The sequence below is a fragment of the Enterococcus sp. HY326 genome, assembly GCF_026157065.1.
Taxonomy (GTDB): domain Bacteria; phylum Bacillota; class Bacilli; order Lactobacillales; family Enterococcaceae; genus HY326.
In genome coordinates, this window is record NZ_JANLGQ010000006.1 from 86,240 (window position 1) to 111,369 (window position 25,130).

At 39.4% G+C, this 25,130-nt stretch carries 23 protein-coding genes; 12 read left to right on the plus strand and 11 right to left on the minus strand.

Annotated features, from left to right (window positions below; genetic code table 11):
• Nucleotides 1-231: 231 nt before the first annotated feature.
• Genes ORH16_RS14995 through ORH16_RS15015 form a run of 5 tightly spaced genes read right to left on the minus strand, consistent with a single transcriptional unit; the run spans nucleotide 232 to nucleotide 4,676 of the window.
• Nucleotides 232-1,425, minus strand: a complete 1,194-nt coding sequence (locus ORH16_RS14995) for a hypothetical protein (protein ID WP_265459661.1) — start codon at nucleotides 1,423-1,425, stop codon at nucleotides 232-234.
• Nucleotides 1,418-2,293 (minus strand): ATP-binding cassette domain-containing protein, encoded by an 876-nt coding sequence (locus ORH16_RS15000; RefSeq protein WP_265459662.1) that lies wholly within the window; start codon nucleotides 2,291-2,293, stop codon nucleotides 1,418-1,420. The genes ORH16_RS14995 and ORH16_RS15000 overlap by 8 nt, the downstream gene beginning before the upstream one ends.
• Nucleotides 2,293-3,063, minus strand: a complete 771-nt coding sequence (locus tag ORH16_RS15005; RefSeq protein WP_265459663.1) for a hypothetical protein — start codon at nucleotides 3,061-3,063, stop codon at nucleotides 2,293-2,295. The genes ORH16_RS15000 and ORH16_RS15005 overlap by 1 nt, the downstream gene beginning before the upstream one ends.
• Nucleotides 3,056-3,622: an RNA polymerase sigma factor gene (locus ORH16_RS15010; protein ID WP_265459664.1), complete on the minus strand. Its 567-nt coding sequence runs from the start codon at nucleotides 3,620-3,622 to the stop codon at nucleotides 3,056-3,058. The genes ORH16_RS15005 and ORH16_RS15010 overlap by 8 nt, the downstream gene beginning before the upstream one ends.
• Nucleotides 3,623-3,656: 34 nt before the next feature.
• Complete coding sequence (locus ORH16_RS15015) at nucleotides 3,657-4,676, minus strand: acyltransferase family protein (RefSeq protein ID WP_265459665.1); 1,020 nt, start codon at nucleotides 4,674-4,676, stop codon at nucleotides 3,657-3,659.
• Nucleotides 4,677-4,902: 226 nt separating this feature from the next.
• On the opposite strand from ORH16_RS15015, the gene ORH16_RS15020 reads away from it, so the two are divergent.
• Nucleotides 4,903-5,349 carry an NUDIX domain-containing protein gene (locus tag ORH16_RS15020; RefSeq protein WP_265459666.1) on the plus strand — a complete coding sequence of 149 codons (447 nt, stop codon included), beginning with the start codon at nucleotides 4,903-4,905 and terminating at the stop codon, nucleotides 5,347-5,349.
• Nucleotides 5,350-5,592: 243 nt separating this feature from the next.
• On the opposite strand, the gene ORH16_RS15025 is transcribed toward ORH16_RS15020, so the two are convergent.
• Both ORH16_RS15025 and celB read right to left on the minus strand, forming a co-directional pair.
• Nucleotides 5,593-6,309 carry a GntR family transcriptional regulator gene (locus ORH16_RS15025; protein ID WP_265459668.1) on the minus strand — a complete coding sequence of 239 codons (717 nt, stop codon included), beginning with the start codon at nucleotides 6,307-6,309 and terminating at the stop codon, nucleotides 5,593-5,595.
• A gap of 102 nt (nucleotides 6,310-6,411) precedes the next feature.
• Nucleotides 6,412-7,680 carry a PTS cellobiose transporter subunit IIC gene (gene celB, locus ORH16_RS15030; protein ID WP_265459669.1) on the minus strand — a complete coding sequence of 423 codons (1,269 nt, stop codon included), beginning with the start codon at nucleotides 7,678-7,680 and terminating at the stop codon, nucleotides 6,412-6,414.
• Nucleotides 7,681-7,829: 149 nt separating this feature from the next.
• Between celB and ORH16_RS15035 the strand changes: the two genes are divergently transcribed.
• Nucleotides 7,830-9,224 carry a glycoside hydrolase family 1 protein gene (locus ORH16_RS15035; RefSeq protein WP_265459670.1) on the plus strand — a complete coding sequence of 465 codons (1,395 nt, stop codon included), beginning with the start codon at nucleotides 7,830-7,832 and terminating at the stop codon, nucleotides 9,222-9,224.
• Nucleotides 9,225-9,296: 72 nt separating this feature from the next.
• On the opposite strand, the gene ORH16_RS15040 is transcribed toward ORH16_RS15035, so the two are convergent.
• Nucleotides 9,297-10,109 carry a helix-turn-helix domain-containing protein gene (locus ORH16_RS15040; RefSeq protein ID WP_265459671.1) on the minus strand — a complete coding sequence of 271 codons (813 nt, stop codon included), beginning with the start codon at nucleotides 10,107-10,109 and terminating at the stop codon, nucleotides 9,297-9,299.
• A gap of 96 nt (nucleotides 10,110-10,205) precedes the next feature.
• On the opposite strand from ORH16_RS15040, the gene ORH16_RS15045 reads away from it, so the two are divergent.
• Nucleotides 10,206-10,700, plus strand: coding sequence for an MFS transporter (locus tag ORH16_RS15045; RefSeq protein WP_265459672.1), 495 nt, complete (start codon nucleotides 10,206-10,208; stop codon nucleotides 10,698-10,700).
• 14 nt (nucleotides 10,701-10,714) lie between these two features.
• Nucleotides 10,715-11,362, plus strand: coding sequence for an MFS transporter (locus tag ORH16_RS15050; RefSeq protein ID WP_265459673.1), 648 nt, complete (start codon nucleotides 10,715-10,717; stop codon nucleotides 11,360-11,362).
• A gap of 17 nt (nucleotides 11,363-11,379) precedes the next feature.
• Here ORH16_RS15050 and ORH16_RS15055 read toward each other — a convergent pair whose 3' ends face one another.
• Entirely contained in the window at nucleotides 11,380-13,047 is a 1,668-nt protein-coding gene (locus tag ORH16_RS15055) for a YfhO family protein (protein WP_265459674.1), read from the minus strand.
• Between the two features lie 160 nt (nucleotides 13,048-13,207).
• On the opposite strand from ORH16_RS15055, the gene ORH16_RS15060 reads away from it, so the two are divergent.
• From ORH16_RS15060 to ORH16_RS15090, 7 genes are all read left to right on the plus strand, one after another.
• The gene (locus ORH16_RS15060) at nucleotides 13,208-13,846 is read left to right on the plus strand and encodes an HD domain-containing protein (RefSeq protein WP_265459675.1); all 639 of its coding nucleotides are present in this window, start codon (nucleotides 13,208-13,210) and stop codon (nucleotides 13,844-13,846) included.
• A 74-nt stretch (nucleotides 13,847-13,920) separates the two neighbouring features.
• Entirely contained in the window at nucleotides 13,921-14,391 is a 471-nt protein-coding gene (locus ORH16_RS15065) for a GNAT family N-acetyltransferase (protein WP_265459676.1), read from the plus strand.
• A 35-nt stretch (nucleotides 14,392-14,426) separates the two neighbouring features.
• A complete protein-coding gene (locus ORH16_RS15070) occupies nucleotides 14,427-14,573 on the plus strand; it encodes a hypothetical protein (protein WP_265459677.1) in 147 nt (48 codons plus the stop codon).
• Entirely contained in the window at nucleotides 14,546-14,917 is a 372-nt protein-coding gene (locus tag ORH16_RS15075; protein WP_416207873.1) for a GNAT family N-acetyltransferase, read from the plus strand. Before ORH16_RS15070 ends, ORH16_RS15075 begins: the two co-directional genes overlap by 28 nt.
• A gap of 327 nt (nucleotides 14,918-15,244) precedes the next feature.
• Entirely contained in the window at nucleotides 15,245-17,974 is a 2,730-nt protein-coding gene (locus ORH16_RS15080; protein ID WP_265459678.1) for a YhgE/Pip domain-containing protein, read from the plus strand.
• 210 nt (nucleotides 17,975-18,184) lie between these two features.
• The gene (locus ORH16_RS15085) at nucleotides 18,185-19,840 is read left to right on the plus strand and encodes a MutS-related protein (protein ID WP_265459679.1); all 1,656 of its coding nucleotides are present in this window, start codon (nucleotides 18,185-18,187) and stop codon (nucleotides 19,838-19,840) included.
• Between the two features lie 69 nt (nucleotides 19,841-19,909).
• Complete coding sequence (locus ORH16_RS15090) at nucleotides 19,910-20,341, plus strand: NUDIX hydrolase (protein WP_265459680.1); 432 nt, start codon at nucleotides 19,910-19,912, stop codon at nucleotides 20,339-20,341.
• 134 nt (nucleotides 20,342-20,475) lie between these two features.
• On the opposite strand, the gene ORH16_RS15095 is transcribed toward ORH16_RS15090, so the two are convergent.
• Entirely contained in the window at nucleotides 20,476-21,165 is a 690-nt protein-coding gene (locus ORH16_RS15095; RefSeq protein ID WP_265459681.1) for a helix-turn-helix domain-containing protein, read from the minus strand.
• Between the two features lie 180 nt (nucleotides 21,166-21,345).
• Nucleotides 21,346-23,484 (minus strand): helix-turn-helix domain-containing protein, encoded by a 2,139-nt coding sequence (locus ORH16_RS15100; protein ID WP_265459682.1) that lies wholly within the window; start codon nucleotides 23,482-23,484, stop codon nucleotides 21,346-21,348.
• 263 nt (nucleotides 23,485-23,747) lie between these two features.
• On the opposite strand from ORH16_RS15100, the gene ORH16_RS15105 reads away from it, so the two are divergent.
• Nucleotides 23,748-25,130, plus strand: a complete 1,383-nt coding sequence (locus ORH16_RS15105; RefSeq protein WP_265459683.1) for an extracellular solute-binding protein — start codon at nucleotides 23,748-23,750, stop codon at nucleotides 25,128-25,130.

The following is a 25,130-nucleotide window of genomic DNA, read 5'->3' on the forward strand; positions in this document are numbered from 1 at the left end:
AAACACCTCGCTTTTTGTCTATGATAGCAGACTGACGGCAAGGGGCAAACTTTTTTCCAACGCAGCAAAAGAAGCTGGGACATTAGTTAAAACAGAACTGATTCCTACACAATATCTGACAAGCAACATCAATCTTGAGGATTTACGACGAGGACCTACTGGACGCAGTCGTAAAAAAATTTGGGATTCCATCTGTTGACAAGACTAATACCACAGCCACTTTTAAAAAATTTAAGAAAAATTCAATTGCTTCATCCGCCAGCAGATAATGGCGTCAAAAAGCAGTTTGCCTAATAAGAAAAAGGCTAATAAAAGACTGATGTTGACAAGAAAATTATCTGTAAAAAAAGTTTCACCTGAGGCTAAGGCTCGAAAGAACGTGCCGGGGTCGCCATTGTTAATCGGAAATAAGTTTAAAAATTTGGCGACAATGCCATTTTGGATAAATTCCCTCAGCAGCTGCGGAGCAAAAAAGACACCTAAAGCAATGGCCAGAGAGTTAAAGGGATTTTTGGCGAAAATGGCAATTATGCTTGTAAAGCCAACGGTTGCCAAAAGTGCGGCGAGTTGCACGCCATAACTAATCAGTAACACTTGCACTTGATTTAGCAAAATTGGAAAATCAAACAGGCGCCAGGGAAAATTGGCTTGAATGCTGACCTGCCAACCAGATAGTCCATAAAGATAGAGAAAACTCAGAAAAATCACGACCTGCAAAAGCAAATAGACACTGATAGTGATGACGCAAGCAGTGATGATTTTGGCATAAATCATCTTGGTGGGACCAAATTTAGTAGTGGCCACCACAGGCATGGTATTGCGGGAGAATTCCATGGAAAACAAATTAGCGCAAATTAAAATCAAAAATAAAGCCAACGGTAAAAAAGCCCGGCCGACCGTTTCCAATAGTTGACTCCAAGGTAAGTTATTGCCCATTTGCACTGGTGAGGTACCATTTTTAGCACCATAGAAATTCAAATCCTCAATGGAATAATAATTAATATCTGAGAGGCTGAGGGTTTGATGTTCTTCAAAAGCGGCATCAATTTGCTGGGCAAATTCCCGCTTGTCTGAAATAAAGGTGTTTTGAATTTGATACGGAAAAGCCGCAAAAAAATTATCTCGATTGTCTTCGCCAGCCGCTATTTGCCGTTTGTTTTCTTGCGTAGATTGTAAATAGGCACTTAAAATATCGGCAATTTTTGCATCCGTTAAATCGCCGGCATAAGCGTTGGCAATTTCTGCATTTCGGTCGGCAGTTTCTTGACCGGCATAACGCTCACCTTCTGTGCCGCTAATTAAATTTGTACCATACATGGTGGCGCCAATCACGGCTAAGACAACAATCAGCATAATCAAAAAGGCGCCGCCAAAAATTTTTTCCTTAGTAATTTTTGCCATTTCAAATTTTATTAGGTCAATCATCGCTTTGCTCCTCCCTAAAATAATAGAGATAAAGGTCTTCTAAGGTTGGCTGGACTGGCTGAGCATTGGCTGCAGGCGCTTTTGTAGTGAGAACCCGTAAAATAATTGTGCCGTCCTCATTTTTTTGATTGCTGATGGGATACTTGGCGCTGAATTTTTTTAATTCAGCCGGCGTGACAACCACTTCCCAGACAAAATTTTCAACAGAGGCAACCAGCTCCGCCGCTGTGCCGTGGTTTGCAATCTGACCATCTTTTAAAATAAAAATTTCATCGGCAATGTATTCAATGTCTGAGACGATATGGGTTGATAACAAGACAATTTTTTCTTGGGAAAAAGAGCTCAGTAGCTTGCGAAACTTGACTCGTTCCTTCGGGTCCAGTCCGACCGTAGGCTCATCCAAGACGAGAACTTTTGGATCATTAATCAAAGCCTGTGCAATACCCAACCGCTGTTTCATGCCACCAGAGTATTTCTTGATTTTTTTATTTTGCATACTGCTGAGGCCCACCCATTTTAATAATTCTAGGCAGCGCTTTTTGGCTACCTTTTTATTAAGCCCTTTTAGCACTGCCAAGTAGAGCATAAATTTCAGGCCGGTAAATTCTGGATAATAATTAAAATCCTGTGGTAAAAAGCCTAACTCACTGTGAAACGCCGCCAAATTTTCCAAAATATTTTTGGAGTTGTAGAGAACTTCCCCTTGACTGGGCTTGGTTAAGCCAGTCAAAATCTGCAGCAGGGTCGTTTTTCCAGCGCCATTTTCCCCTAAAAAACCGTAGATGCCCGGAGACAAACGCATCGTGATGTCTTTTAAAACGGGCTGGTCGTCGTAGTTTTTACTGATATCGACTAATAATAATTCCATTAATTTTGCCCCCAATTCTTTTTGTGGAAATTTTGATAGAGTAGCAGCCCCAAAACCCCGGCTGTCAGCAGATACGCAATACTCCAGAACAACAGTGGCAGTTGATAAATATCCGTGCGGGAGGCGATGATTTGAAAAGCACCGATAAATAAACCGACAACCAGACATTTCCCAATAGTGAGAATTTTTTGTCGCCCTATTGTCAGCAGACTCAACAATAATAAAGATAATAAATTAAGAGGGACAAGGAGAAACAGTACGATTTGCCAAAATAGCAATGCTAAAAAGAATTCAGAAAATAAGGCAATTGCTATGGCTAACAACAAATCATAAAGGCCGAAAACGATTAGTTTCATGATTAAATGTTCCCGCAAACTGTATTTTAAAGTTTGCTCTAACGGGGCCATCCCGTGAAGAAAAGGTGTGACCAGATTGCCGAAAATCAAAATATTGCTAAAAAGAAACAGCAAGGTCAGCATGCTGATGCTGCTGTTAATTGCGGCGTAGCTGGCAACAAAGCCCGACTCAGCGCCTTGATTGTTCATCATTAATAATAGATAAGCCAGCAAGATGCCTAAAACCAACAGCTGTGCCAGCCAAAATTTCAAGGAGATAAAGCGTAAAGTGATTTTAAAGAGCTGCCAAAAGGAAAAACGTGTGGCTTGCTGTTGTGCCAGTTGTTCGCGACCGAGTTCCAGCAGCTGAGATTTTTTGGCTTCATTTATCGGTAACTCTTGAGGCTGTAATAATTCAGTTAATTTTTTATTCAAAATGAAACTCCTCTCTGTCCAGCATTTTTTTAAGTTTGCTCAGCCCTTGATTGATGCGGGACTGGGCAGTGGGAACGCTGACTTCGGTAATTTTAGCGATTTCCTTGACCTTTAGCTGATGGAAATATTTTAAAATCAAGGCTTCTCTTTGCATATCCGGCAGCTCATCTAAATAAATTTGCAGCTCTTCGGCCGTATCTGCGGCAACCAAATGCTTTAGAGCCGCCTCGTTTTCGGCTTGCTCAGCAATATTTTCATGAAGCTCAGCATAGTCAAAATTTTTCTTTTGATAATAGCTGTTGCAGGTATTGACGGCAATCGTAAAAAGATAGTTGAAAAACTTGCCAGTAAACTGAAAGTGCTCCAGATTTTTGATTAACTTCAAAAAGATTTCCTGAGTCAAATCCTCTGCTAGTTGCCGCTGTCCATAACAGCGGCGAAAACAATAGCTGTAAATTGTTCCATAATATAGATTGACTAACTCCTCCCAGGCGTCATCATCGCCGGCCCGGATGCGTCTAATTAGCAAATAATCCCGCAGTTGCGTCACATCATTCATCCCCTCAACTAAAAAAACAGTCTGTGCTGAAAAATCATTTAGCTTTTTCTAAAAAAATGGTATTGCCTTGGCGCCTTTTTCGCATATGCCCAATTCGCAAAAGCAAGATAGGGATAAAAATCCCCAGAAATAGGCGTGTCCAACCTAAATTGGCTGTGACTTCATTGCCTGTCATGGTTAGTGTATTGAATATTTCAATCGGAAGCAAATGGACAAAGAAAATAAATTGCCCAGCTTTCTTTAATGGCTTGAGGCTGTTCTTAGATGAGGCTTTTAGTAGCAAAGGAAAGCCAAAAAACAGCAGCGGCAGTAAAAAGAAGAGGAAATTCTTATCAATCCCCTGATTGGCGTAAATCAGTGGCCCCTCAATGGCCATCAGGATAAAGCTAGCTAATAAACCAATCGTCAAGACGCTTTTTTGTCGTTGGATTTTTTCAAAATGATCGGCGATGAAAAAGCCCATCAAAATAAAAATCGAACTAAAGAATACTCCATTTCTTGTGGTGAAAAAGAGGGCAAGATAGCCGTTCAAAATATTTCTTAAAAAGGGCATGGTAATAAAGGCAGAATACGTTTCGCTGGCTCCTATAATATATAGCAATAAAAGGAGCACAGCCAATTTTAAATAGCCGAACCTTCGTAAAAATTTTGGGACGATATAAAGGGAAAATAAAAGAGCCGGAAAATACCATAAATGATAATAAATTCCCGTATAAACTAAGCCAACCAGAGCTGCGGGAATCAGCAGCAGACCGCTGAGCTTGAGTTCTTGTTGGACAAATTGCAGACCTAATGGCAAATAAATCAGTGACCAGGAAAGATAAGTCTGCAAAATTTTTTTCAGCCAAATTTTGCGTTCCTCAGCATTTTTCTGTCTGAAAAAAAAGGCATTCACAACGAGGAAAAAGGGCACAGTCACCCGGCATATCATCGTTTTAATCACAAAGTGAAGTTCAGGATTTTCCGTCAGAGTCCCGCTGTGAACCACCACAATAAATAGCGAACAAATAAACTGCGTTACATACAGCAAATTGTAATTTGGCTTCGTTTGCATTTTGATACGCCCCTCTCCTTACCTAAATAAACTGGTTAGTTTGGAAAATCATTTAAGGGGAGGGGGATTTTTTTAATAAAAATTTTTAAGGAGAAAATATTATTTGGTAAAATAGGATGTTTTGGCGGTAGAATAGTCTAATGATGGTATTTTTAAAGCAATCACATCCATGCTATTCTCGAAAAAACCAAGTTTATAACTACAAATCCAAGAAAAGAGGTGCCACATGAAATCTTTTGGTAAAAGAAATCATCGCCTAGAGTATAGAAAAAGAATCGGCGCCTATGGGATTATTCAAAATGCGCAGCAAAAATTTTTGACTGTCGCCGCAGCGGATGGCTATTTGTTTTTAGTTGGCGGAGGCCTCGAAGAAAAGGAAGAGCCAATTGCTGCCCTTCAGCGGGAAATTTTAGAGGAAACAGGTTTTTCAGCTCGTGTTGGTGATTTTTTGGGACAAGCTGAAAAGCATTGGGTATCACCACAATATCCTGAGTGGTCACAGCATAATATCGGTTATTTTTATGACTGTCAGCTACTTGGAAAAATCGCTGAACCAGTTGAAAAAGAACCCATCTTTTGGGCAAGCACGGTGGATTTGGAGCAAAGATTATTCCATGAGCATCATTTGTATATGGTAAAACAATTTGAAAATGGCGAACAAGGGGCAGACTAGTTACTAGAAATTTTTCCAAAAATATTGCTAATTTTGGAAAGCTATTTTTCTTTTGGTTAGAGAGTTAAAACCCATGATTGCTGTTAAATTTTTTGAATCTAGTTACCGTGGTGTTAAAAATTAGCAAAGAGTTGGCTCGGTTTGAAGGATTTCCCTGATGATAGTCATCTGCTTTAGCTGATAAAAAATTAAAAAGTCTGCCATCTGATTCTCAAAAAATGAGGACCGAACTGGCAGACTTTTTTATTTTTTTAAATCTAAAAAAGAATAGTCTCTAACATCATAGCGGTTGCGGCTGCGGGAATATTCAAAGGGTTGGCCATTTTGTAGATAGACAATTTGGCGAATCTCTAAAACGGGGTCATGCTCGCCGCAGTTTAAATATTTTTGATCGTAGCTGCTGCTTTTGTCAGCATGAATAGTGCGATAGGCTCCGGTAATTTTAAAGCCCAACTCATTTAAAATATATTGATAGATAGAGGACTCCAAGGTTTCTTTTTTTAAATTTGGAATCAAGTGAATCGGCATATAGGTGTGCTCCAAAATAAAGGGCTCGTTTTCAACGATGCGCAAACGAACAATTTTATACACCGGCTCTTCTTCAGTGATATGCAGTCGCTCCTGGACGATATCATCAGGAAATTCAACGCTGAACTCAATGACTTGGCTGATCAGTTTGCGGCCGGCTTCGGCCATTTCCTGACTTAAGCCACCATACTCGGAAAGTGTGGATGTGTCCTTGGTTAAAAGAGGCTGATGCAAAACAGTCGTCCCCACTCCTTTTTTAGAAGTCAACAATCCCTCAAGGGTTAAAATATCTAAGGCTTTTTGGATAGTCATACGACTGACTGAAAATTCTTTGACCAGATCAATTTGTTTTGGCAATAGCGAATCAGGCGGATAGATATCACTTTTGATGCGGTTTCTAATTGTATTGGCGATTTCTTCGTATTTTGGCATTTTTTCCACCTCAAAAATATTATAGCTAAATTTGTTTGTCTAGACAATCGTGAAAAAAGCCAAAGCAAAGGGATGAGCTTTGCCTTGGCTTTTAGATTGAGACTAGATGTCACTAACTTCTTGTCGGTCTAGCATCCGCATAAACGGATACCAAAGTGCAGCGACGATGAGGAAGTCGACAACTTGCAAGGCTCCGCCTAACCAAGAATTAGTTGCTAAAATTCCGCTGGCAATAATCGGTACTGTCCATGGAACGGACACGCCGGTTGGTGGCGGTACGATGCCGGCCGCCATGACCAAATAATTTAGCGTGGTCACAACTAATGGTGCGAGGACCCAAGGAATTAGAATGGTAGCATTTAACACAATTGGCAGACCGAAGATAACCGGTTCGTTCACATTAAAAATTCCGGGGGCCAAAGCCAAGCGGCCAATGTCACGGTATTGTTTTTTCTTCAACACGAAAGCCATAATAATGACAACGGCTAAGGTCATACCAGAACCTCCCAAGCCAACGGTAAAAGTTTCCATGAAAGGCTTGGTGATGATGTGAGGCAAATCTTGCCCCGCTTTATAGGCATCCAAATTTTCCAACATTAAAGTATTCCAAATTGGATCCATTACTGAATTGACAATGATTTGTCCGTGTAAACCAAAAAACCATAAGAACTGAACTAAAAATAAAGCAATCAAAGTGGCTGGTAAACTACTGCCTAAACCTGTTAATGGTTTTTGAATCACTTCATAAACAACATCATGCAGATTTGCATTGAACACGCCAGTCATAATTGCATTAATAATCAGAAAAACAGTTAAGGTGACAACCGCCGGAATTAACGCGGCAAAAGATTTAGTAACAGCCGGTGGCACTCCATCAGGCATTTTAATCTGCCAACCTCTTTTTGTGATGCGGCAGTAAATTTCTGTAGCTAAAAAGGCAGCAATCATACCAATAAACATCCCTTTAGCTCCTAAGCGATCTAAAGATAACACGCCTGAAACTTCCTCACCATTTTCTAACACCATGAAGAAGGGGGTTAAAATTAAGAAACTAGCAAACGCAACGGCTCCGCCGAAAATTCCTTCGACATCATATGATTTTGATAAATAATAGCCGATACCAAATGTAACAAAAACCGTCATGATGCTCATGGTTGCATTTTGCCCATTACCAAAAAGTGTAGATAGCGTTCCCTTCGTGGCATCGCTGAAAAAAGGTAAATTGTTAATTACTACGACAATTGAGCCAAACATTGTCAATGGAAATGACAACATAAAGGCATCCCTTAAAACGGCTAGATAACGATTTTGCCCGAGCTTATTTGCTAGGGGCATAATTTTTTCTGATAATTTATCCATAAACCCATTCATTTTTTTCACCTCTAAATTTTTCTTGCAATCGATTACTTTCATAATTTAGCAGAATTTTTCGAGTATGTCTAGTCATAGTTTTAAAAATGATTGATTTAATTCATTTTGTTAGGTATCATATACTTAAAACATAAGAGAGGAAGAATAGGATGCAATATAAATTTCCAGAAAACTTTTGGTGGGGCTCTTCAGCAAGCGGGCCGCAGACAGAAGGACGTTTCCCGAATGATGGGAAAGGAGACAGCATTTGGGATTTTTGGTACCAGGAGGAGCCGGAAAAATTTTTTAACGGCGTAGGACCAGAAAAAACTTCGCAGGTCTATAAAAAATACAAAGAAGATATTCAGCTGATGAAAAAAATTGGTCACAATTCTTTTCGGACATCGATTCAATGGAGTCGTTTGATTCCAGAAGGTCGGGGGACTGTTAATCCTGAGGCTGTAAAATTTTATAACAGCTACATCGATGAATTGATTGCCAATGGTATTGAACCATTTTTCAATTTGTATCATTTTGATATGCCGATGACGCTGCAAAAAGAAGGCGGCTGGGTCAATCGCAAAACCGTGGACGCCTATGTCGAGTTTGCCAAGACTTGTTTTGAATTATTTGGCGATCGTGTGAAAAAATGGTTTACCCATAATGAGCCGGTAGTACCAGTTGAAGGCGGCTATCTTTATCAATTTCATTATCCAAATGAAATTGATATGCGCAAGGCAGTAATTGTTGGCTATCACGAGAATTTAGCCAGCGCTAAAGCAATTGAAGCTTATCATGCCATGAATTTACCTGGCGAAATTGGAATTATTTTGAATTTGACGCCAAGTTATCCAAGAGATGAAGCAAATCCTGAAGATGTGAAGGCCGCAAAAATTGCCGATGCTTTCTTCAACCGTTCATTCTTGGACCCAGCTGTTAAAGGCGAGTTTCCCGAAGAATTGGTGACGATTTTAAAAGAGTTGGACATGCTGCCGGAAATTCAAGCCGGCGATTTAGAAACAATTAAAAATAATACCGTCGATTTGTTGGGAATAAATTATTACCAGCCACGGCGCATCAAAGCCAAAGAAACGCCAATCGATCACAGTCATGGTCCGATGCCGGACGATTATTTTGATAATTATGATATGCCCGGCAAAAAAATGAATCCTTATCGTGGTTGGGAAATTTATGAAAAAGGCATCTACGATATTTTGACGAATACCCGGGAAAATTACGGCAACATTCCGTGTTTTATTTCCGAAAATGGCATGGGTGTTGAAGGGGAAGAAAAATACATTAATGCCGATGGCCAGATTGAAGATGATTACCGGATTGAATTTATCAGCGGCCATTTAAAATATGTCTCACAAGCGATTGCTGAAGGTACTAATTGTTTAGGTTATCATATGTGGACTTGCATGGATAACTGGTCTTGGATGAATGCCTATAAAAATCGCTACGGGTTTATTGCTGTTGACCTCGATCAAGATGGTAAACGGACAATCAAAAAATCCGGCTACTGGTTTAAAGAATTAGCTGAAACCAATCAATTTGAAGCTTAATTAATGTCGATTACTCAAAGAATCAGCGCCGTAAAGTTAGAATTTTCTTCTGACTTTGCGGCACTGATTTTTTTATTGGCTTGCATTTTTTCCAGCAAACACCATTACCTGCTGAAGATAGTGCAGTAATTTTTCGTCGATAGCTTGTTGATTTTCTATGGTTCCAGTTAAGGAATAGCGCAAATGGTCGAGAATTTTCCGTTGCGGGTTAAGCTGATGTTGGTCAATCAATTCTTCGGTAAAATGATAAATTTCGCGGGCCTCATGCCAATGGGCTAAGCCCGCCAGCTGCATGAAATAATTCAAAGATAAATTGACTAAGTAAGGAGTTTCCAAAAGTGTCTGTTCCCGCAGATATTTTTTACGGGCGGCATAATAAAAAATCTGATTTTCAGCTAAAGCATAAAGATGAAAAAAATTATTATACTGCCTAAAATCCTGACTATACCAGATGTCATTGCGCAAAAGTGTTTGGCCAGCTTGTTCTTTTATTTCTAAGTAGGTCAGCGGCGTGTCCTCTCCCGCAATGAAGAGGACATAATTAGTCAGCAGAAATAAATCAGCAAAGTCTAGATTTTTTTCGGCTAAATTGGCGAGTCGATGATTGATTTTTTTTATAGTTGCCAAATCCCCCAAGGCTTCAGCGGCGATAATTTGTCTGCGCAAGTTTTGCAGCAGCTGGTAATCAGCCGAACACAGGGCTAAAAATTCCTCCACGCTAATATTTAAGCGCCGCAATAATTCTAATACCTTGTCAAAGCTAGGAATATACAACTCATTTTCAAAATTAGAGAGGTTTGAGCGAGACATAATTCCGGTGGCTAAAGTTTCCTGACTAACCCTTTTAGCTCTGCGCACTGCTTTTAAATTTTTCCCATAATGCATAGGCTCACCTCCGAATTGTGAGTATACTGACATTTTTAAGCGCCTGTCAGCAGTTCTTTTTATACTCAGTGTATCACATGTCAGGGAGGTTTTTTTATGAAAGCAAAGCAGCGCAATAGCAAAATATTATTATCTGGCACATTGATTTCTAGAGTCTGTTACTTTATGAGTGTTCCTTATTTGGCAATTTATTTGAACCAAAAAGCCGGCTTCACTCCCGCTGAAGTGGGCTTGATTGTTGGCGTCAATCCTTTGCTGAGCGTTCTGTGTTCCTTTTTTTCTGGGAAAATAGTTGACCGCATAGCCTTAAAAAAGCTATTGATTGCAGTACCAATTGTCTGGGGTGTAATTTTTTTAGGTATCTCATTGGCAGAAAACTTTTCTCAGTTTCTCCTACTAAATGCAGCAAACGGTATCTGCTATGTTCTCTATGAGCCGGCTTGTAAAAAAGCCCTCAGTTTATCCGGCGGAAAAAAACGGCTACTGCTGTTTAATTTACGCTATGGCGCCATTAATCTTGGCGCTGTTTGTGGACCCTTGCTCAACTCCTTTTTTCATCTGGAGCAAAGCGTGCAGCCTTATCTTTTTTAAGCATGGCTTATATAGTGGTGGGAATCGAAAATCTTTTTTTAGCAGAAGATAGCTTGCAGATTCCTGCGGAGAAAAATTTTACAAAGGAAAATCCACGATCAAATTTCAAATTGAAAAAAACTTTTATTTGGCTTTTACTTGGCGTGGCCTGTTCCTATTTTGGCTATTCACAGCTCAACTCAACAATCGCACAATTTTTGGCTTGGCGCTCACCCGAAGGCGGAGAGCTATATAGCTTATTGTTATCTTTAAGTGCCATTTTAATCATTCTGCTGCAATTTCCAATTTTAAAAATCAGCAGTCAGCGCTCCTCTGCCAGCGTGCTAATCCTCAGCAATCTTTTATTTGCCGGCAGTCTGCTGACAGTTCTGCAATTTCCAAAATTATTCTGGTTGCTACTATTTATTGTTGGTTACTCACTTGCTGAATTATTCTTAGGCGCCCGCTTTGATTATGCGGTGGATCAACTAGCACAGGAGCATGAAAAAGGTGTCTACTTCAGTATTTCAGAGGTAGTCAAAATCGGTTCTACCCTCGGGCCGATTGTCGGCGGTAATTTGATTAGTCTTTGGGGCTGGCACAATTCGCTGCCGATTTTTTTACTCTTAGCCGGATTAACTGTCTGTGGTAGTTTTTTTCTGGGGCGGGTGGAAAGAAAATAAAAAAGCCTGCTAGTGACTCAGACTTTTTTCGTTTTCAAATAAAGGGCGATTTTCCAAATACTGATAATCATCAAGCTGCCTAGTGACAACCAAATCCCATAGCGCTGAATTTCAGTCCCACCGTACACAACCTCAATCTTATTTTCTCCAGCTGGGACATCGATGCCGATAACGCCATTTTGTTCGTAATAATCGGTTGGGGTGCCGTTTACTTCAATCTGGTAGCCGAGATAATAAAATTTTGGTAATTCTAAGGCTGTGGCGTCTGTAGTTGTGAGCTCGTAAGTATCTTTTTGATAACTGTGAGTGATAAGCGTGCGGTATTGGTGGAAATTATTGATTTTGGGATATGGATTTTGCAACAGATAATTAGCGGGTGTGTCTTTTTTTATATATTCTTTTCCGTGACCTAATTGACTGCTATCAAATTCAGTGTAATTTTCGTTGTCTAAAAAAGAACTTCGGTTATATTCTGAGCGGGCATAGACATTGCCATTAAAGCTGATGGTCAAAAAGCAGATTGCCCACATTGCTAAAATGAAATTGAATTTATTTTCTAAGTTGATTAAGCGGCTGACTAAAAGTGCCGCTAGGAGAGAGCCGAAAAAACTGGCAAAAATTAATAAGCGCCAAGGGAACTGGACCACGGCTAAAAAAGTATCTTTAAAAAGAGACCAGAAAAAAAGATTGGTCGAAAGCAGGATGAATACGATGGTAATGGCTAGCAGTAGTTTTTCAGTTTTTGATATTTTTTTAAAGAGAAGCAAACCAGCGATTATAGCGATTAAAATGAGAATGCCGAAATTAGGTTCCAGTCCGTCAGCTGAACGGCCGGCATTTGAGATAGTATTTTGTAATAACGTCCCCAAAGAAAAATCAAGGCCAGAGCTCCACAAACTGGTTTTAGAGAAATTAAATTCAATAGCTGAAACTTGTTCAAGGTACGGTAGCCAGAACCAAGCAGAGAATAGAAGCGTTGCTGCAGCAGCCTTTACTAGAGTGATAAAGGCCAGCTTGATAGCCGTTTTTTTGGCATTTAGAGTCCAGATGCCAAAGAAAATAATCACTGCGATGACAGTGTAAAAAGCAGTAATCAAATGGCTGGCGATTAGAAAAGTTAAGCTGGAGGCCAACAGCAGCCAGTTATTTTTCTTGGCAAATAGAATTTGCTGCAGGGCATAGAAAACCAGAGGGATAAAAGCAAAGGCAATCGTTTCTCCCAGAGCGCCGCGAACATTTTGGTCGATGAGGCGATATGTGGACAGAGTATAAAAAGCTGAAAAAAGTAAGCTGACTTTAGCAGGTTGGCCAAATTTTTTACAGCAAAGAAACGCAATGAGAGCTGTTACAAAACTCACAGTGAAATGAAATAAGTAAAAAGCTTGGCTAAAATTACAGCCAAGGAGCCGGAATAGGCCATAAGGAGTCAATAAAATAGAAGGGTAAAAAAGATCAGCTGCATAACCAAAATTATTTCCCATACTGCTAAAGATTCGCGGGAAAAAATCTAAATGCTTCAGAGCTTCAGTATAACTTTCCAAGCGATTTACATGAAAGTGAATGTCGTCTTGCCAGTAGACAAAATTTCCTAAGGCCGCTGGAAAAATGGACAGCAGAGCAATGAAAGCTAAAATCAATAAAATAATTAAATGCTGGCGCTTCAGCTTGGACAAGTATTTGTTCACAGGAGGCCTCTTTTCTATACTGGCAGAGTAATCGTAAAAAATAAACTGCTAATTATTAGTATAATATAGTTTTGTTGTTGCTGGCAGCTTTTTTCCAGTAAAGCACAACTTATTTCTATGGTATGATAAAGAAATATTATTTTGAAAGAAGGCGGAGGAAATGTTTGCAAGTATTTATCAAGACCCGCTTTTGCAGGCCCACTATCAAAAAATTGGCGAGTTTGAAGATGCGACTGGTGGCTGGGCTTATCATAATTGGGATCATGTCAACAATGTCACTAAAATGGTGGAGACCATTTTGCAGCAGCTGACGGTGCCCCAAGATTATTTGGAGGCGGCTAAAATTGCGGCAATCTTGCATGATACGGGTGCTCTTCAAGGAAAAGAAGGACATGCGAAAAGAGGCCGGGACTTTGCGAAAAAATATTTCGCAACCCATCATTTGACTCCTCCCCACCAAGAGTTAATCTTGTCGGCAATTGAAAATCACAGCAATGGATTTAATTCAACTGAATTGATGACTTTGGCTTTGATTTTCAGCGATAAGCTAGATATCACCACGTCTCGCGTGGCGCAGGCTGGCTATCAGGCTGTCGGGATGCGGCAGTTGCAATATATAAAAGAAATTGCGATAGCTATTTCTGAAGAAAAAGTGATGGTTACTTTTAAAGTTTTACCGCAAATAGATTTTGCTGAGTTAACGGATTTTTGTTTTATGAAAAAAGTTTATCGGGCCATTTTAGCTTTTGCTGAAAAAATCAATCGTAGTGGTAGCAATCGTTTTGAGATTTTGTCGTGAAGATGTTGTTAAAGTAAAAGCAAATGGTAGAACAAAACAGTCTGTAAAAAGGAGCCATATAAAGGAGTCGTTAGATGAATTTTAGACCAGCAACGCAGCAAGATGCAGAAAAACTAACCGAACTAACTTTTGCGGCTAAAAGTTATTGGCAATATTCACAGGAATATTTGGAATTATGGCGGGAAGATTTGACTATCACGCCAGAATATCTTGAAAAAAGCACTACTGTAGTAGCAGAGAATCAAAAGCAGCTATTGGGGTATTTTTCAATTGTCTTTGAGGAGGAATATCCAGCAGGAAAATTTTTTTTGGATAATCTTTTTGTCAATCCGACAGTGATTCGACAAGGAATTGGTGCAAGGCTTTTGCAAACAGCTTTTGAGTGGTGCAAAGCAAACGATGTCAGTGAATTATATGTGGTATCTGATCCCCATGCTCAAGAGTTTTACCAAGTATACGGTTTTGAATATCTTAGCGAACGGCCTACAAGTATTCCCGGGCGTACGCTGCCGTTACTAGTCTATTCATTTGAAAAGCAGCACTGAGAAGTGACAAGCAGAAGGCAAAATTGGAGGTCTTTATGAAAATAATTATTCAACCCTTTAGCAATGAAAATGCACAAGAGATTGCTCAATTTATCTGTGATATTCAACGGGAAGAGTTCGGCATTGCGATTGGCTTAGCAGAGCAGCCGGATTTATTGCAAATTCCACAGGTGTATCAGTAGCCGGTGGAAATTTTTGGCTGGCTGTTACGGAAGCAGGCCAGCTAATCGGGACGATTGCCCTGGCGAAATTTAACAATCAGCAAGGAGCATTGAAAAAAATGTTTGTGGCTCCAGAGTTTCGCAAGGCAAAGGTCGGAGCAGCTTTGCTGGAGGCGCTGCTGCAATTTGCTCAAAGAGAGCATTTTTCAGAAATTTATTTGGGTACAAATGAAGTTTTTCAAGCAGCCCAGCATTTTTACCAGCGCAATAACTTCATAGAAATAAAAAAAAATGAATTGCCGGCTGATTTTCCAGCTTTGGCAGTCGATAATCGTTTTTATAAACGGCAAGTGATGAAGACATAGAGCTTTCGTTGCTTGCCGCTTATTTTTATGCAGGTTATTTTTAAAAGTTTCGCAGAAAAAAATTTGCGGTTTGCTTGCTATATTTTGCACAAGTCAAGGCATAACAATGGTTCACGGTCGCTTCCCATGCTAAAGTAAAAAACGAGAGAAGAACTTTTAAGAAAAAATTAACAAGAAAGAGTTTTCAATACGACACCTGTCGTAATTTGTCGAAAAAGTGGGTTGCAGCAAGGCTTTGTCAGTTGAGGGATGCTGGGAATTCTGCTACATTTATTGAGCGATAGAATCGGTTGGCTTTTGGCAAAGAAACGTAAAGAGGGAAGACTAGTGAAACACGGAAAAGATGCTTTACAACATATAAAAAATACCTTTACCTTATATATTTTAGACTGGAAACGGATTTTCAAAAATCCGATTGCTACCTTATTAATAATCGCACTGATGGTCATTCCATCCCTGTATGCTTGGTTCAATATCAAAGCCCTGTGGGACCCGTATTCTAATACCGGAGAATTACCGGTGGCGGTATACAGTGAAGACCAAGATGCGACCTTCAATGACCAGACGATTAATATCGGCGATCAGGTGATTGAAGAACTCCACGACAATGACCAGCTGGGCTGGGTCTTTGTTAAATCAGAAGCGGATTTAGAAGAAGGCGTGAAATCTGGTAAATATTATGCGGGGATTGTGATTCCCAGCGATTTTTCTGAGGATCTATTGAGTTTTACGACTGGCGACATCAAAAAACCGCAAATTGAATACACCTTGAATCAAAAAATTAATGCGATTGCGCCGAAAATTACCGATAAAGGGGCGACGACGATTCAAACGATGATTTCCAGTCAATTTGTCGGCACCGCCAGTGATACTTTGGTCAAAGTTTTCAATGAAGTCGGCTATGATATTGACGCTAATTTATTAAGCATTAATAAATTAGAGAGTTTGATTTTAGATACAGATGAAAATATGGACACCATTGACGGCTATTTAAATCAAGTGCTGGAGCTAAACGATCAACTTCCAGATATTGAAAACAAATTGGATTTAGCGAATCAGTTTGTTGATTATCTGCCAGAGGTCGATGCCCTTGGGGAAAAATTAATTGATTTAAATGACAAAATGCCTCAGTTAAAACAACAGGCGAGTATTATTTTAACCCTACAGGAAAAAATCCCTGAAATTCAAAGCGCTGGTCAACAGCTGGCAGAAATCGATAGTGATTTTGATTCTGTGGCAAACACGATGACCGAAGGAATTGACGAAGCTAAACAAGGGCTGCAAATAATCCAGCAGGTGCAAACGGCTTTGCCGGAAATTGAACAACTAGGCCAACAGGCAGATGAGTTTGCGACGGCGACTAAAAATGGTGCAGAGCAGCTGCAAAATGCGCTGCCTAGCATTACTAGTAGTGTCAAGGTAGTGGTGGAATCTATCGGCAACATTGCGACTACCACGTCCTCTATTAGCGCAACGATTCAAAGTGCGATTGCCGATAATCAGCTGACTCCTGATGAAAAAGCTGCAATTAAGCAAAGTCTGCAGAATTTCTCTGATAGCTTGACGCAACAGCAAACTACTATTGATAACTTAATTAGCTTTTTAAATGATTTGCAAAATGCTGCTGGGAACACAGATTTGGCCACGATTATCAGCAGTCTGCAAAATGCCAAAACCAATCTGGCAACACTGCAAACACGGGTCAATAATTTAATTTCAGCGGTGGACTCAGATGATTTCATCAATCAAGCCAATAGTCTACTGACAGAACTGCAAACAGCGGCTGATGCCGTTGCCAATGTGGCCGCAAGCATTGACGCTGATAGTATCAGCAATACGGTTAGTACAATTTTGACTGATTTAATCACAACGATTGATACTGCGCAGGGCTTGTTGAATCAGGCGCAACAAATTGATTTTAATTCGCTGCTGACCTCGACTTCGACCACCGTCAGCAACGCCGTTACCATTTTAGAAAAATATCAAGCGCAGCTACCGGCAATTCGCCAAGAGGTCCACGATGCCAGCACGATGCTTAACGACAACATGGATACCATTGTAGCTGCGATTAATAAAGGCGCTGACTTATATAATAATACCTTGCCAACTTTGGAAACGCGGCTAAATACTGCTGCCAATTTTTTGAAAAATGATTGGCCAGGCATTGAAGCCGACATCCAAAACACACTGACGACGGTCAATGAAAAATTACCCGAATTAAAAACGGCACTAGGCTCAGCTGTGGATTTAATCAATAACGATTGGCCGAGTATTAAAACCGGCATTCAAAAAGCCGCCGGTGCGATTCGGCAAGGGGAAAGCGAATATGACTTAGGCGAAATTATCAAACTCTTAAAATCAGATGCGACTGCCGAGAGTGATTTCTTTGCCAATCCGGTTGACTTACAGGAAAATATTTTATATCCGATTGACAATAACGGCTCCGCCAGCACGCCGTTTTACACGGCGCTGTGTTTGTGGGTGGGGGCAGTTCTCTTCTCCAGTATCGCCACAACGGAGTATTTCTTAGATAAAAAAGACAAAGGTAAATTTTCTAAGCGGGAAACCTACTCTGCTCGACTGTTGACATTTTTAACAATGGGATTAGCTCAAGGAATTATTGTCGTGTTAGGAAATATTTTCTTGCTGGGGGTCGATGTGGCGCAACCAGTGTATAGCGTGATTTTTTCACTATTGATTGCCCTCGTCTTTTCAATGATGGTGTATACCCTAGTTGCGTTGTTCGGCAATGTCGGCAAGGGAATTGCGATAATTATTCTCGTGCTGTCGATTTCCGGCGGTGGCGGGAACTATCCGATTCAAGTCTCTGGGAAATTCTTCCAATTAATCAATCCGTATCTGCCATTTACCTATGCGGTTGATTTGCTGCGGGAATCCGCTGGCGGTATTTATTGGCCGAATGCTGTGACTTATATTGCGATTTTAATCGGCATTTTCATCGTCTTTGCGGTTATCGGCGTTTGGTTCTATCCATATATTGTTGACAAACTAAAAGTCTTAACGAAGAAGTCCCATGAAAGTCATATTTTCCATTAAAAATTTATTATCTAGTTTCATGGTTTCTACCAGTAATCAAGATTGAAATTTTTGAGTACTCAGGCAGTGTGGATAAAGTCCTCGTCTAAATTAGGCGGGGACTTTTTTTAGTGGTCGAAAAATCGGAAAAATATTTTTCTGATTTGTGAAATGGCTCTCTTTGTCGCTTTTTTATTTGGTATAATGGGCTGATGAAGAGGGGGCACTTGCATGAATGAACAATTATTTATAATTTGCATTATCTTAGCGGTGATTGTGCTGCTAATTGCTTTTAGTATTTGGAATAGTATTAAACTACGGCGGCAGGTTCGCTATGGTTGGGGGAAATTACCCAACTCCACCGCTTTTGATAAAGAAAAAAGTTTGAAGGAAGCCTATTTAGAAGCTAGAAAATATCATACTACCGATAGTGAAGTCGATGACATCACTTGGTATGATTTGGATTTAATCGATATTTTTGACCAAATCAATCACACCTATTCCAGTATCGGTTCTGAAGCCTTGTATCAGCGGCTGCGAAGTTTTAATTTCAGCGAAGCCGACCAAGCAGAGCTGGAGGAATTAATCACTTTTTATCAGGAAAATCCCCAGCAGCGGGAAGATGTCGAGTATGCCTTTGCTAAATTAGGCAAACGGGACAAAAACTTTGTTGTGCGCTATTTATCCCAAAGCGCAACTAATCGCCTAGGCTCGCTAGGGTTCTTTATTTTACTGGGGCTGCTGCCGTTTTTTGGTATTTTATTGCTATTCCTTAATTTAGGCATTGGGCTTTTTATTGCTTTAGGGGCAATTATTTTTAATATTGTCTACTACCAGACGAAAAAGCAAGAACTCGATATGGAATTAAGCAGCATGTCTTATCTGGTGCAGTCGATTAGCACTGCTAAGAAAATTTCTAAAGTCGCAACGCCAAAACAAGCAGAGATTAAACAATCTCTTAAACCGTTGCAGAGTATTTTAAAATTTGCCGTCTCCTTTAGAATTAAATCTAACAGCGAATCAGAAATGTTTTTTGAATACATTAATATTATGCTGATGCTGCCGTTTATTTCCTATCATTTTGTTGTTGACCGGATAGCTAAGCACAATCAAGAAGCGATTGATTTGTGGCAGGTCCTAGGCAAGTTGGAGGTAGCCGCAGCCGTCTTGAATTATCGCTCACTGTTGCCAGTCAGCTGTCCGCCGACCTTTCAAAAAGGCGGCATCGAAGGAGAAACAGTTTATCATCCCCTCGTTGAAAATGCGGTAGCCAATCCCGTTGACTGGCAGAAAAATACACTGGTGACCGGCTCCAATGCCTCAGGGAAATCAACCTATGTCAGAGCGATTGCCTTAAATTGTATTTTAGGGCAAACGATTTATACCTGTTTGGCGGAAGAATTTATTTTAGAGCGGGGCCATGTGCTGACCTCAATGGCGGTGGAGGATGATATTTTTGAAGGCGACAGTTATTTTGTCGCTGAAATTAAATCCATCAAGCGGGTTTTAGAAAAGGTGAAAACCAAAGAACGCTGCTATTGTTTTATTGACGAAATTTTAAAGGGAACCAATACAATTGAACGAATTTCCGCCTCCGCCAGCATTGTCAAATGGCTGAGCGACTACCCGTCATTAGTCTATGTGGCCACCCACGATATTGAATTAACCGAAATTTTGAAAAACTATTGTACAGATGTCCATTTTGAAGAACAGGTGACAGAAGGCCAAGGGGTCTCCTTTGATTATGTCTTGCGCCAGGGACCAGCCAGAACCCGAAATGCAATTCGCTTATTGAAGGTGCTGGATTATCCAGATGCGATTGTTAAAAAGGCTCAAGATGAAGCTGAAAGTTTTGATACCACCCGCCAGTGGCCGATTTTTGAATAGGCTTGTCGCTGAAATTTATGGTAAAAAATGCAATTTCGTTTTATGGCTAAAAAATTTCTGAGGTGAAAGATGCAGAATAAGGCAAGTGTTGAAGTGTGGCTTTATAATTCAAAAATAGCCAGTCTGCTGATTTTACAAGTAGACAATTTCGATTATACTTTTTGGCAGCCAATCACTGGCGGCATTGAGAACGGCGAGACCGCTTTAGCAGCGGCCATCAGAGAAGTCAATGAAGAGACAAGCATCCAACTGGCACCAGAAAAATTGATTTCTTTAGGCCATCAAGAAGTGTTAGTTGAAGCTGAGCAGTTGTTGATTCAAAAAGAAGTCTTTTTAGGGATTACTGAAGAAACGTCGGTAGTGATAGCAGCGGCAGAACATCAAGCATATCGTTGGCTACCTTGGCAGTCAGCAATTGAAAAACAGCTTTATTGGCCGAATAATCAAGCTAGCTTGCAATTGGCCAAAACATATATTTCTAGCTTTTTAAAAAATCAATAAAAGCAATCCTGCAAAAAAAAATAGCTGCTAAACAAGCGGAGCAATTTTGTAGTGGCCCCAAAATGTTAGATTTTTGGTCTAACTTTTGGACGTCGATACATTTATCCGGGTTTAACAGCTATTTTTGTTGTCCATTATTTTTCCGTATAGGGTCTTTCAAAGTTTTGCATCAGCAAAATTCCGGCCATAAAGCCAATCAGCAATTTTTCAAGAGCCAAATCTAAAATAATAATCCGATACCCATTTGGCCAAAGAGGATTACCTTCACTGACCGTTAAGACTTTTCGACCCGCTTGCATGACGTCAAAATTTTTGGTGAGCCAGCCGGGACTAATGCTCAAAGATTCTCCCTGAATTTGATAGCTGGTGCGAAAGGCTTCGATATCTTTTTTGATGAGCACTTGTTTGAAACCGGTCATCTTAATATAGAAACGAGGTAGGAAATTGAAGCGCCGCTGACTAATTTCTCCGATTTTTTTCTGATTTTGATACAGGTGATAGCTTTTAGGTGTTGGCAACAAACTGACTTCCTTTACTTGATAAATAGCATTGCCAAAGCTATCCATAAATTCAAAATCCCGGCTAGTATTCAAAGGTTGATCCTTCACATAAAATTCTTTCATCTTCAATTCCTCCCGTAATAATTGATCTAGGGAAAGTTGAAAGAGGTCGGCAAGTTGAATCAAGCTGGCAATATCTGGTAAATTGCGGCCGACTTCCCAACCGGATAAGGCTGAACGAGAAACATTTAAATGCTGAGCAAGCTGTTCTTGTGTCAATCCATGATGCAGGCGCTGCTCTTTAATTTTTGCCCCAATATCCATCTTTATCCCCCTGACTTTATTATGACAAGAATCTGCTAAATTACACGATGCATTGTGTGTCACCCTTATTATTCCCTTTGACACGTTGCGTGTCAAAGGGGGCAGATAAAAATGGCTGAGTCGAAATATCATTAAAGGAAAAAGCAAGCTAATTTTTGAAATACTTTCCTCCTTTCTTACTTAGCTTTTATCTTTTTTCCGCTGAAACTGCCCGGGGGTAATTCCTTCAATTTGCTTAAAAACACGGATAAAAGAGTTCACATTTTTAAATCCAACAATTTCAGAAACCTCCTGAATTAAGACATTACTAGAAGCCATAATATTTTTAGCTTTTTGGACTCTTAGATTATTCAAGTAAGTCTTAAAAGTCATATCCAGTTTTTCTTTTATTAACCGGCTTAAATAAGATTCAGTGAGACCAAACTTTTCAGAGATAGCACCTAAGTATAAATCTTCTTGATAATTTTCGTTGATGTAGTGAATAATTTCGTCGATTTTTGAAATACTCGAATTTGAAAGTTCTTGGATACTTTCAATTAAGTGACTAAAAATATTCTCTAAGGCCATATTTACTTGTTCTGGGCTTGTTCCATAACGTAATAACTCAAAGTCATTTTTGTTTTTCTTATAAAAAGTTGCTGAGTCAAGATTTTTTTCAACGATAATTCGTTTGATAGTTAAGCTGAAGGCAGTTGTAAAATCAAAAATATTTTTTAGTTCAGCATCATGCTGCAAATTATCGCCGAGAATATGCTTAAATATTTGAGTGGCGTGTCGAAAATCTTCAACCTTCAGGTAATGAATCAGTTGTTGCTCCTCTTCAACCGAATAAGAAAAACTTGTCCCAACATACTCTTGTTCAAAATGCGTCTGTTCAGATAACGATTCTGTGAAGGATTCAATTAACCAATCATAGGATTCAAGAAAAACAGATTTAAACGTTTCGATATTGCTAAAGGGCTTAGATAGAAAATAGTAGATATTCAAGTTTGCAGAATCAGCAATATTTTCCCGGAAATTATCGAGGGCAGATAAAATCTCTGATTGCCGATAACCAGTTATGATTACGGCGAAGTTGTTTTCATTAAAAGAAATTGTTTCAAAATTACTTTCGGGGACAATTTCCTGCAACAGTAATTTTCGAGCCCTACCGATTTCGGCTGTCTCAAGTGCTGCATCTTTAGCTGTGCCTTCCAAAAAGGAAAGGAAGACGATAAAACCTTTACTATTTAAATGTTCAAGATGGAAAGATGGTAACAAATTTTTTGTTTGCATAATATCATATTGGTTAAGCAGTAGATTCTTGATAAAGAGTTCCTTTATTTCTTCTGAGACTTTTCCGTGAAAAGAATTGAGGCTGGTGGAACGCTCAATAATTTCATTCATTGCTAACGATAGGTCACTATCAGACAAATTAATACTTGAATTAGATTTTACAGTGTTAAGTGCTTGGAGATACGGTTCATAGGTGCGTTTACTTAATGCAAAGAGTAAAAATGAGCCAATTATTCCCAGTAACAAGACTGGTAATAATAAAGAAGAGATTGTAGTAAGGGATACGCCGGAAAAGTTATCTTGAGACAGCAGGGCAAAGGTTAAGAATGGAAATAGATCGGATTCTTTAGTTATCCCAGCAGGTTCGAGGTTTTCGCTAGATATAGTATTGTCAGTTGAGATATTTTGCAAATTTCCTTCTGGATTAACCGCCTGGGCACTGACTATTTGTAGATTGTCTAGAGGTAAAGTAGTCATTTCATTTTTATTCCAGTATGCCAAAAAGTAAGTTGTTTCATCAGCAATAGCTTTTTTATAAATTAAAATGAATTGGTCATTTTGTGTCTCCACAACTGAGACATCGTATTCTGAATTGACAATCTCATTTAATAAAGTATCAACACTGGAATTTTTAGTTAAAAAGTTTAAGAAATCAAACTTTAAAAAATAGCCATCTGAACTAACTACAAGATTGTTCTTCAAATTCATCACAGCAACAGAATAACTAGGAGTCTTCATAAGCACATTATTGGCTTTAATTTCATCGTATACTTTTGAATACAAATCATAGTCTGTCATAGAGGTTTGGCTATATTCGACCACGGATGGTTGATCAGCCAGTGAAGTAAATGAACTCATGGCAAAATTCATTTGCTGATCCAGCTGAAATGAAATGTTTTGTAAAAGAAGTTGCGACTTCATATTCTCTTCAGCGTGGTGCTGATCAATTTCATTTTTTGCAAAAATGTAAATAACAAAAATAGAATAAATAGAAATGACTAGTAAAAAAGAAAAGAAAATTTTTCGGTAGGTTTTTGATTTCATAATATTTTACTCTTCCTTTCATGGAAACAAGCACAATATTGGTTGCGTTTTCACAATTATCTAAAAAAAGCGAGGGCTTGTCAATGAAGGTTATTTAATAAAAATACTCACTTTTTTACTTAGTCTACAAAAATGATAATATAGTCAAGAAAACGATATTTTTCGAGAAAATACGAATTTACGAAGGGAAGAAAACTGCGTTATTATAAAAGCGCTTACAGAAGGTAAGCTTGTTAAAAATTTAGATTTAGGAGGAAGAAGTAATGGTGTTTAAAAAGAAAATGGCATTTGCAACAGGTTTGTTTTGTGCATCACTAGCATTGGGTGCTTGTGGAGGGTCAGATAATTCCACAGCTGATAGCGGCAGTAGTGGAGATAGTTCAGGGAAAACCGAAGTGAAAATCACTTGGCGTAACACGGGTGATAACGATAAGATGACCAATTATTTAAACGAAACATTTATCCCTGAATTTGAAAAAGAAAATGATGATATTAAAATTGTTTTATCGCCAATCACCGCAAGTGAAGGAGATTATTTCTCAAAAGTTGCTCTATCTATGCAATCAGAAAGTACTGCCCCAGATATAGTAGCAGAAGATACTTTTATGTTAAATTCTGATGCCAATGCAGGTTACTTAACTAATCTAGATTCTTATTTAGCAGATTGGGATCAATGGAGCAATTATACAGAAGAATTAAAAACTGGTGTAACTGCTCAAGACGGCAGTGTCTATGCTGTCCCGGGTACTTCTGATTCGCGGGGAATCTGGTATAACAAAAATGTTTTTGAAGCGGCAGGCTTGCCTACAGATTGGCAACCGGAAACTTGGGAAGATATTATTTCGGCAGCTGAGGCAATCAAATCTTCTAACTCTGATGTGATTCCATTTGCAATGGGGGTTGCTAAAGCCAATGGAGAATCGGTTTCAATGCAAACCTTTGAGATGCTTTTGTACGGAACAGAAGATACTTTATTTGATTCTGAATCTAGAAAATGGATTGTTGATTCGCAAGGTATTATTGATTCCTTGAATTTTGTAAATGAAGTATATAACGAAAAGAGCTTAGGACCATCTCTTTCTATTGCGATTAATAGTAACTATGGTTCTGTAATTTTCCAAGATATGTTCCCTAATGATCAAGTCGGTATGGTCTTAGATGGATTTTGGAGTTCTGGTAACTGGACGGAAACAGGCTCTACACCAGTTGAAAATATGACAGAACGCTTTGGCTTTGCGGCAATGCCAACTCAAGATGGCGGCGAACCACCATTTACAACAATGTCTGGTGGCTGGACTTGGGCTATTCCTGAAAAAGCTAAAAACAAAGAAGCTTCTTGGCGTGTAATTCAAGCATTAGGTGGGGAAGAACAACAAGCCGCCCGTGCGATTGCAGAAGGCAACCTAACTGTTCGTGATGACTCAGCACAGCTACCTGAGTATACTGAACAACCGTTCATTGAAGAAGCAACTTCGTTTTTATCTTACGCACATTTCAGACCAGCTGATGACAAATATCCGAACGTTTCTGTCGAAATTCAAACAATGGTAGAGGCAGTTGCAACGGGTAGTAAAACTCCAGAAGAAGCTGCTGCTGAATATGCAACAAATGTTACAAGAATTGTCGGAGAAGAAAATGTTGAGTAG